The 7,510-nt window shown below is 69.0% G+C and carries 7 protein-coding genes; 2 read left to right on the forward strand and 5 right to left on the reverse strand.

The genetic code is table 11. The annotated features are described in order from the left end of the window. Positions 1–115: 115 nt before the first annotated feature. Complete coding sequence (locus tag HMPREF3115_RS18310; RefSeq protein ID WP_070555544.1) at positions 116–1,420, reverse strand: MFS transporter; 1,305 nt, start codon at positions 1,418–1,420, stop codon at positions 116–118. 127 nt (positions 1,421–1,547) lie between these two features. Further along, a complete protein-coding gene (locus HMPREF3115_RS18315; protein ID WP_070555546.1) occupies positions 1,548–3,200 on the reverse strand; it encodes a GMC family oxidoreductase in 1,653 nt (550 codons plus the stop codon). 182 nt (positions 3,201–3,382) lie between these two features. Between HMPREF3115_RS18315 and HMPREF3115_RS18320 the strand changes: the two genes are divergently transcribed. Next, positions 3,383–4,204 carry an IclR family transcriptional regulator gene (locus tag HMPREF3115_RS18320; protein ID WP_070555548.1) on the forward strand — a complete coding sequence of 274 codons (822 nt, stop codon included), beginning with the start codon at positions 3,383–3,385 and terminating at the stop codon, positions 4,202–4,204. Between the two features lie 98 nt (positions 4,205–4,302). Here HMPREF3115_RS18320 and HMPREF3115_RS18325 read toward each other — a convergent pair whose 3' ends face one another. From HMPREF3115_RS18325 to HMPREF3115_RS18335, 3 genes are read right to left on the reverse strand one after another with little or no spacing between them, the layout of a single operon-like run. Beyond that, positions 4,303–5,325, reverse strand: a complete 1,023-nt coding sequence (locus tag HMPREF3115_RS18325; RefSeq protein WP_070555550.1) for a DUF2891 domain-containing protein — start codon at positions 5,323–5,325, stop codon at positions 4,303–4,305. 18 nt (positions 5,326–5,343) lie between these two features. Further along, positions 5,344–6,294, reverse strand: coding sequence for a DUF979 domain-containing protein (locus HMPREF3115_RS18330; RefSeq protein WP_070555552.1), 951 nt, complete (start codon positions 6,292–6,294; stop codon positions 5,344–5,346). Next, entirely contained in the window at positions 6,291–6,980 is a 690-nt protein-coding gene (locus HMPREF3115_RS18335) for a DUF969 domain-containing protein (RefSeq protein ID WP_070555554.1), read from the reverse strand. The genes HMPREF3115_RS18330 and HMPREF3115_RS18335 overlap by 4 nt, the downstream gene beginning before the upstream one ends. A 227-nt stretch (positions 6,981–7,207) precedes the next feature. Here HMPREF3115_RS18335 and HMPREF3115_RS18340 point away from each other — a divergent pair, with 227 nt between their 5' ends. Further along, positions 7,208–7,432: a hypothetical protein gene (locus tag HMPREF3115_RS18340; protein ID WP_006399758.1), complete on the forward strand. Its 225-nt coding sequence runs from the start codon at positions 7,208–7,210 to the stop codon at positions 7,430–7,432. Positions 7,433–7,510: the final 78 nt, after the last annotated feature.

Below are 7,510 nucleotides of genomic sequence, written 5' to 3' on the forward strand. Positions count from 1 at the left end.
GGCCGCTTCCGGCGCACGCGCGGCCACGCACGGAGATCGCGCAGATGCGACCGCATGCGGGCTGCGACATGCGCGACGGCGATGCCGCGCCCCGCCCGCCACGGGCGCGCGGCGATCAGGTCGCGCGCACCGCGACGCCGGCCACACCGCCGCTTTTCTCGATCGCGCGCGCGGACACGATCGACAGGAGGGCGGAGAGCATCACGTAAACCCCGACGAGCCACGGCTCGCCGCCGTTCGCACGCAGCAGCGCGGTCGCGACGATCGGCGTGATGCCGCTCGCGAAGATGCCCGACACCTGATAGACGAACGAAATGCCCGTATAGCGGACGTTCGCGTCGAACAGCTCGGCAAACAACGCGGCCTCGGGCCCGTACGCCATCGCATAGAAAATCCCGAACGGAATCACGAGCGCGAGCCACACCGCGAGCAGGTTCGTCGAATGCGCGTGCAGCAGCCAGAACGCGGGCAGCACCGACAGCCCGCAGAGCGTCGCGCCCCAGCGGTACACGCGCGCGCGGCCGAGCCGGTCGGACAGGCTGCCGAACACGGGAATGAACGCACACATCACGACCGCGGCGCTCATCACGCCGAGCAGCGCGTCGCCGCGCGAGATCGACAGATTGCGCGTCATGTAGCCGATCGAAAACACCGCGAACACGTTGAAGAACACGCCGTCGATGTAGCGCGCACCCATGCCGAGCAGGATCGCGCGACGGTAGCTGCCGAGCAGCTCGACGACCGGCAGCTTCGTGTCGCGCCGCTGCCGTTTCAGCGCGACGAACTCGGGCGTATCGGCCACGCGCGTGCGGATGTAGAAGCCGATCGCGACGAGCAGCAGCGATGCCGCGAACGCGATGCGCCAGCCCCACGACAGGAACGCGGCGTCCGGCAGCACGCGCGACAGCGCGGCGACGACGCCGGCCGCGAGACACAGCCCGATCGCGAGCCCGATCTGCGGCAGGCTCGCATAGAGCCCGCGCCGATGCGGCGGCGCATATTCGTACGCCATCAGCACCGCGCCGCCCCACTCGCCGCCGAGGCCGATCCCCTGCAGCACGCGCAGCGTCAGCAGCAGCGCGGGCGCCCACATGCCGATCTGCGCGTAGGTGGGCAGAAACGCGACGCCGGCCGTCGACACGCCCATGATCAGCATCGTCAGAATCAGCGCCGACTTGCGGCCGACGCGGTCGCCGAGATGACCGAACAGCAGGCCGCCGAGCGGCCGCGTGATAAAGCCGACCGCGAACGTCGCATATGCGAGCATCGTCGACACGAACGCATCGTCGGCCGGGAAATACTGCTTGTCGAACACGATGCCGGCGACGACGCCGTACAGGAAAAAGTCGTACCACTCGACCGTCGCGCCGATCACGCTGGCCGCGGCCACGCGGCGGACGACCCGGGAATCGATTGCCATGCGAGCTCCTTCAGGGTGGATGCGCCGCGACCTGCCCCGACGCCGTACCGGCGGAGGCATCCGGTGAGCGCGCGGCGGCCGTCCGGGCGCAGGAGCACGGGCCGCGCGGGCGATTCGGCGTGTCGCGCTAGGCGGCGGCTTCGGCGGCCGGCGCGACGCTGCGGCCGCGGTCGGCCTCGCGTGCGTCCTCGAGGATCATGTCGGACGCTTTTTCCGCGACCATCACGATCGGCACGTTGGTGTTGCCCGACACGAGCGTCGGCATGATCGAGCAGTCGACCACGCGCAGCCCGCGCGTGCCGTAGACGCGCAGCCGCTCGTCGACCACCGCGAGCGGATCGCTCGCGACGCCCATCTTCGCGGTGCCGGACGGATGGAAGATCGTCTGCCCGTATTCGCGGCAGAACGCGAGCAGCTCGTCGTCCGTCTGCGCCTCGGCGCCGGGCCGCACCTCGCGCTTCATCAGCGACGCCATCGGCTCGGTTGCCGCGACACGCCGCGCGAAGCGCACGCCGGCCACCGTCGTGCGGCGGTCGAGCTCGGTGTCGAGATAGTTCGGCCGGATCGACGGCGCATCGCGCGCATCGTCGGTGCGGATGCGCACGGTGCCGCGCGATTCGGGCCGCAGCTGGCACACGGAATACGTGCAGCCGGGAAACGAATGCACGCTGCCGCCCGCCGAATCGGCGGACAGCGTCGAGAAATGAAACTGAATGTCGGGCGTCGCCGATTCGGGCAGCGCGCGGCAGAACATGCCGCCCTGGTTGATGCCGACCGCGAGCGGGCCGCCGCGCATCAGCGCCCATTGCAGCCCCATCTTCGCGCGGCCGAGCCACGAATGCAGCGCGTCGTTCGTCGTGATCGGCTTCGTGACCTCGTAGATCAGACGAATCTGCAGATGATCCTGCAGGTTCTCGCCGACGCCCGCGCGATCGGCGACGATCGGAATCCCGAGCCGGTTCAGCAGCGCGGCGGGCCCGACGCCCGACACCTGCAGCAGTTGCGGCGACTGCAGCGCGCCCGCCGCCAGCACGACCTCGCGCCGCGCGTGGACGTCGCGCGTCTCGCCGTGGCGCACGTAGCGCACGCCGCGTGCCTGCGTGCCGTCGAACAGCACCTTCAGCGCCTGCGCATCGGTTTCGACGTGCAGGTTCGGCCGCCCGCGCGCGGGCTTCAGATACGCGACCGCAGTCGAGCAGCGCAGTCCGTTGCGCGTCGTCAGCTGGTAGTAGCCGACGCCTTCCTGATCGCCGGTGTTGAAGTCGTCGACGCTGCGCACGCCGAGCCGGTTCGACGCGGCAATGAATGCGTCGACGAGTTCGTGACGCTGGCGGATCGTCGACGCCCAGAGCGGGCCGCCGATGCCGCGCGTCGGCCCTTCGCCGAGCGTGTTGTGTTCGAGCCGCCGAAAGTACGGCAGGCAGTCGCGCCAGCTCCAGCCGCGGTTGCCGAGCGCGGCCCAATGGTCGTAGTCCTGCTGCTGGCCGCGCACGTAGATCAACCCGTTGATCGAGCTGCAGCCGCCGAGCGTGCGCCCGCGCGGCCAGTACAGCCGCCGGTTGTGCATGTTCGGATCGGGATCGGTATGGAAGCCCCAGTTGTAGACGGGATGGAACATCGTCTTGCCGTAACCGATCGGCACGTGGATCCACATGTAGTTGTCCGCGGGGCCGGCCTCGAGCAGGCAGACCGTATGGCGGCCGCCGTCGGACAAGCGATTGGCGAGGACGCAACCGGCCGATCCCGCGCCGACCACGACATAGTCGAAGCTGCGTGTCATTCCGTGTCTCCGTTCCGATATGAAAAATTCGGTATGTTTTGTCCAAATTTATTGAGCACACGGAGCACGTTCAAGCCGTTTTATTGTCCACGCGGGGAATGTGGTACAAAAACCGTTCAATTCGTTTCATTTCTCTCGCGGCACAGACGCGGGACGCACGACGATCCCGCCGGAGGAGACAGATGCGCGATACCGCCCCCGCGCCGCCCGACGCGGCACCCGACGACGCGCGCGTGCTGCGCGCGCTCGCCGTCCTCGAAGCGCTCGCGTCGGGCGGTCAGCCCTATACGCTGTCGCAGCTCGCCGCGCGCCTGCACATTCCGAAAGCGACGCTGCTGCGGCTGATCGAATCGCTCGAAACGCGCGGCTACGTGATCCACATGCCCGACTCGCGCGGCCACGATCGCGGCATCGCGCTCGGTCCGCGCGCCGCGCAATTCGCGCTCGCGGCGCTGTCGAACAACACGTTCACGCGCGGCTGCCGCTCGGTGCTGCGTTCGCTCGTCGACGTGCTCGGCGAGACCTGCAACCTGACCGCCCTCGACGGCGACACCGTGCTGTATGTCGAACGCGTCGAAACGACCGAACCGCTGCGGCTCGAAATGCGGCCCGGCATGCGCGTGCCGCTGCATTGCACGGCGAGCGGCAAGCTGTTTCTGTCGCAGATGAACGCGTTGGAGCGCAACGCGATGCTCGCGCGGCTCACGCTGAAGAAGATGACCTACCGGACGCTGACCGATGCGCAACTGCTCGCGGCCGAGCTCGACCGGCTGTCGGTGCGCGGTGTCGGCATCGACAACGAGGAATTCGTGCGCGGGATGGTGGCGGTCGCGGTGCCCGTGAAGGATGCGGCGAGCGGACGCGTGCTCGCGGCGCTCGCCGTGCACGCGCCGACTGCGCGCGCGACGCTCGCCGATCTGCTCGAGACGGTGCCCAAGCTGAAGGACGCGGCGAGCCGGCTCGCGCCGTTGCTGCATGCGTCCGACGCGGCGCTGCCTGTGTAGACGGAACACGGCCGCGCATGGCAGGCGCGGCGCAGCCGCGATGAAGACGCACGCATCGCGCCGCGGCGAGCCGCCGATCGCGCGGCCGCGGATGAGCCCTACGCTTCGATCGCGAGCAGCGCGAACGTCGCGAGCCAGTGCTCGCCCATGTAGTCGCCCGCGACATGCGCGAGCGCACTCGCGAGATGGCGCTCGGCTGCGTCGAGGAGCTTCGTGCGGCGCGCGTCGCCTTCCGGCAGCGCACGCGCGAGCGCGCGCTGGCACCACGCGCGGCTCAGGTTAAGTCCGTCGAGATGCGCGATCTTGCCGTCGCTGCGGTCGCTGACGGTGGCCGGTTCGAACAGCGTCGCCGGCTCGCCGCGCGCGAGGTCCGGCAGGAAGCGCGCGAACCAGCCGTCGAAGGCGTCGGGCGGCAGCACGCGCCGCATCAGTTCGGCTTCCATCAGCGCAGGCGACAGAAACTCGTCGCCCGACGGCTCCCACGCCTGGCACGCGACGTCGTTCAGGTGCCAGCGTTGCGCGGTATCGACGATCAGCGCGGCAAGTCCGTCGCGCTGCGTGTCGCGCGCGAAGTCGAGCGCGAGCGACAGCGCGAACGCGGTGTTGAAGTGCGTGCCGACGCGCAGCGGATAGGTCGCCTTCGGCAGGAACGCCTCGAAACGCGAGACGAACAGCTCGGCGAGCGGCGCCATCGTCTGCGCCCAGCGCGCGGCCTGCGGCACCGTGCCCTGACGCGCGAGCCGCTCGAGCTGACCGCACAGCGCGAGCAGCCACGCCCAGCCGTACGGCCGCTCGAAGCCGCTGTTGTGCGGCAGCGCGAGATAGGCACGCTCGCCGGCGACGTTCGCATCGGTGAAGTGCGCGTCGACGACGCCGACGATCCGCGCGGCTTCCGGCAGCGCCGGATAGCGTTCGAGCACGCGCAGCACGAGCCAGTAGCCGTGCACGCACGAATGCCAGTCGTAGCTGCCGTAGAAGATCGGATGCAGTGCGCGCGGCGGCTGCACGTCTTGCGGGCCCGCGAGCGCATGCGTGAGCTTGTTCGGATACTCGCGCGTGAGGTGCGCGAGCGCGAACGCGGCGAATTTCGACGCGAGGTCGGGCGTGAGGCGGTCGGTCATGAGGATCTCGTCGGTGGGTCAGAAACGAAACACGAACGCATACATCAGCAGCGTGTTCACGGCGAGCAGCAGCACGGCGGTCGGCCATTGCGCCTTGATCACGCCGTTCTTGTCCTTCAGTTCGAGCAGCGCGGCCGGCACGATGTTGAAGTTCGCGGCCATCGGCGTCATCAGCGTACCGCAGAAGCCGCTCAGCATCCCGATCGCGCCGACAATCGCCGGATTGCCGTGGAACTGATGGACGATCAGCGGCAGCCCGATGCCGGCCGTCATCACCGGAAACGCCGCGAAGCCGTTGCCCATGATCATCGTGAACAGCGCCATGCCCACCGTATACGCGGCGACTACCGCGAACGGCGAATCGATCGGCACCCAGTCCTTGACGAGCCCCGACACGACGCCGCCGACGCCCGCGACCGCGAACAACGCGCCGAGCGCCGCGAGCATCTGCGGCAGGATCGCGGCCCAGCCGACTGCATTCATGGTGTGGTGCGCGTCGCGCAGCGCGTGCACCGGCGAATCGCGCAGCATCGCGAGCGCGACGACGAACGCGACGACGGTGCCGAGCACGAGCGAGATCAGCGTCACGCTCTTCGCGTCGACGAACGGCAGGTGCTTCAGCGCGAACGTGCCGATCAGCGTGACGGCCGGAATCAGCAGCGCGGGCACGAACAGCCGGTTGCCGAAGCGCAGCGCGCCCGCATCGCGCCGCCTCGCCGCCGCTTCGCCGGCCGCGTCGCCCTGGCCGCGGCCGAGCTTGCCCGAGCCGGCGATCAGCGCGAGCGCGATCGCGAGGCAACCGGTCACGAAATGCGGCAGCTTCGCACCGAACAGGAACGTGACCGCGTAGATCGCCCAGAACGCGAAGTTGAAGACGCGGCGCGCGTTCGTGCGATCGGCGAGATTGAAGCAGGCGAACGCCGCGAACATCAGCCCCGCGAGCGTGTACAGCGATTCGAGGCCGATCATCGCGCGCCCTCCCGCCCGAACGCCGCGAGCCCGCGCGAGAGCCGCCGATCGAGCAGCGCGAGCCGCGTGCAATGGATCAGCAGCGCCGCGATCGCGGTCGGAATCGCCCAGACCGACAGCCGCAACGGCTCGATCGCGATGCCGTTCTGCTCGAGAAAGCCCTTGATCAGCAGGATCGACTGGATCGCAATGAAGATGTCCTCGCCGAAGAACACCGCGACGTTGTCGGCGGCCGACGCATGCGCGCGGATCTGCTGGCGCACCGACTCCGGCAGGTCGCCGTGGCGGCTGACCGCCGCCGCCTCGGCCATCGGCGCGATCAGCGGCCGCACCATCTGCGCGTGCCCGCCGAGCGACGTGAGGCCGAGCGCGGCCGTCGCCTGGCGCAGCACGAAGTACAGCATCAGCACGCGGCCCGTCGTGGCCGCATGCACGCGCGAGATCATCCGCTTCGCCTGCTCCTTCAGCCCGTTGCGCTCGAGCAGCGCGATGACCGGCAGCGTCAGCCAGATGAGCCCCATGTAGCGGTTGTCGGTGAACGCCTTGCCGAACGCGCTGACGATGTCGACGATGCCGATCCCGGCCGCGAGCCCCGTCGCGAGCCCCGCGACGGTCACCACCAGCAGCGCGTTGAAGCGCAGCGCAAATCCGATCACGACGATCGGTACTCCAATCAGCACCAGCATGACGCCTCCTTCGTTGAATGCGCGGCGCCAGGAGCCGCCGCGTTCCCGGTTTCGACCGGGTTCGGAGCGCGCAATCTATCACGCGAATTTATCGATAAAAAGTCGATGATTTGTGGATTCGGGTAAACATTGAACGGGCGGCGATCGCAGCGCGCTGCGCCGCGCATGGCGCCGTGTGCGGCCGCGACCTACACTGGAAGGCACCGGCAACGTTCGGGAGAGCCGCCATGATTGACGTTTTCCAGACCATCGGCAGCCGCGCGTTCTCCGCTCATCTGGCGAAGGACGGCATGGTGACGCTGATGGAACAGCGCCACGAAGTCGACCGCGTGACGCTCGCCACCGCCTATGCCGCGCTCGTCGAGGCGTCCGAGCAGGAGGCCGACCTGCGCGACGCGACGGTCGAAGGCATGATGCGCGCGCTGATCCAGGGGTACGCGCGCAGCCACTGAACCGCGGCCGCCGCCGTCGGTGGTCGATGCGGCGGCAATGCGCATTCATCGGGCATGCCCGTCGCTCGACCGCCGCCC

The organism is Burkholderia sp. HMSC10F09 (assembly GCF_001806955.1).
Lineage (GTDB): Bacteria > Pseudomonadota > Gammaproteobacteria > Burkholderiales > Burkholderiaceae > Burkholderia > Burkholderia multivorans.

Excerpts from the sequence above, each read along its gene's own strand:
- HMPREF3115_RS18320 (WP_070555548.1), top strand. The coding sequence starts at position 3,383 with ATGCGCGATACCGCCCCCGCGCCGCCCGACGCGGCACCCGACGACGCG.
- HMPREF3115_RS18330 (WP_070555552.1), bottom strand. The coding sequence starts at position 6,294 with ATGATCGGCCTCGAATCGCTGTACACGCTCGCGGGGCTGATGTTCGCG.
- HMPREF3115_RS18335 (WP_070555554.1), bottom strand. The coding sequence starts at position 6,980 with ATGCTGGTGCTGATTGGAGTACCGATCGTCGTGATCGGATTTGCGCTG.
- HMPREF3115_RS18315 (WP_070555546.1), bottom strand. The coding sequence starts at position 3,200 with ATGACACGCAGCTTCGACTATGTCGTGGTCGGCGCGGGATCGGCCGGT.
- HMPREF3115_RS18310 (WP_070555544.1), bottom strand. The coding sequence starts at position 1,420 with ATGGCAATCGATTCCCGGGTCGTCCGCCGCGTGGCCGCGGCCAGCGTG.
- HMPREF3115_RS18340 (WP_006399758.1), top strand. The coding sequence starts at position 7,208 with ATGATTGACGTTTTCCAGACCATCGGCAGCCGCGCGTTCTCCGCTCAT.
- HMPREF3115_RS18325 (WP_070555550.1), bottom strand. The coding sequence starts at position 5,325 with ATGACCGACCGCCTCACGCCCGACCTCGCGTCGAAATTCGCCGCGTTC.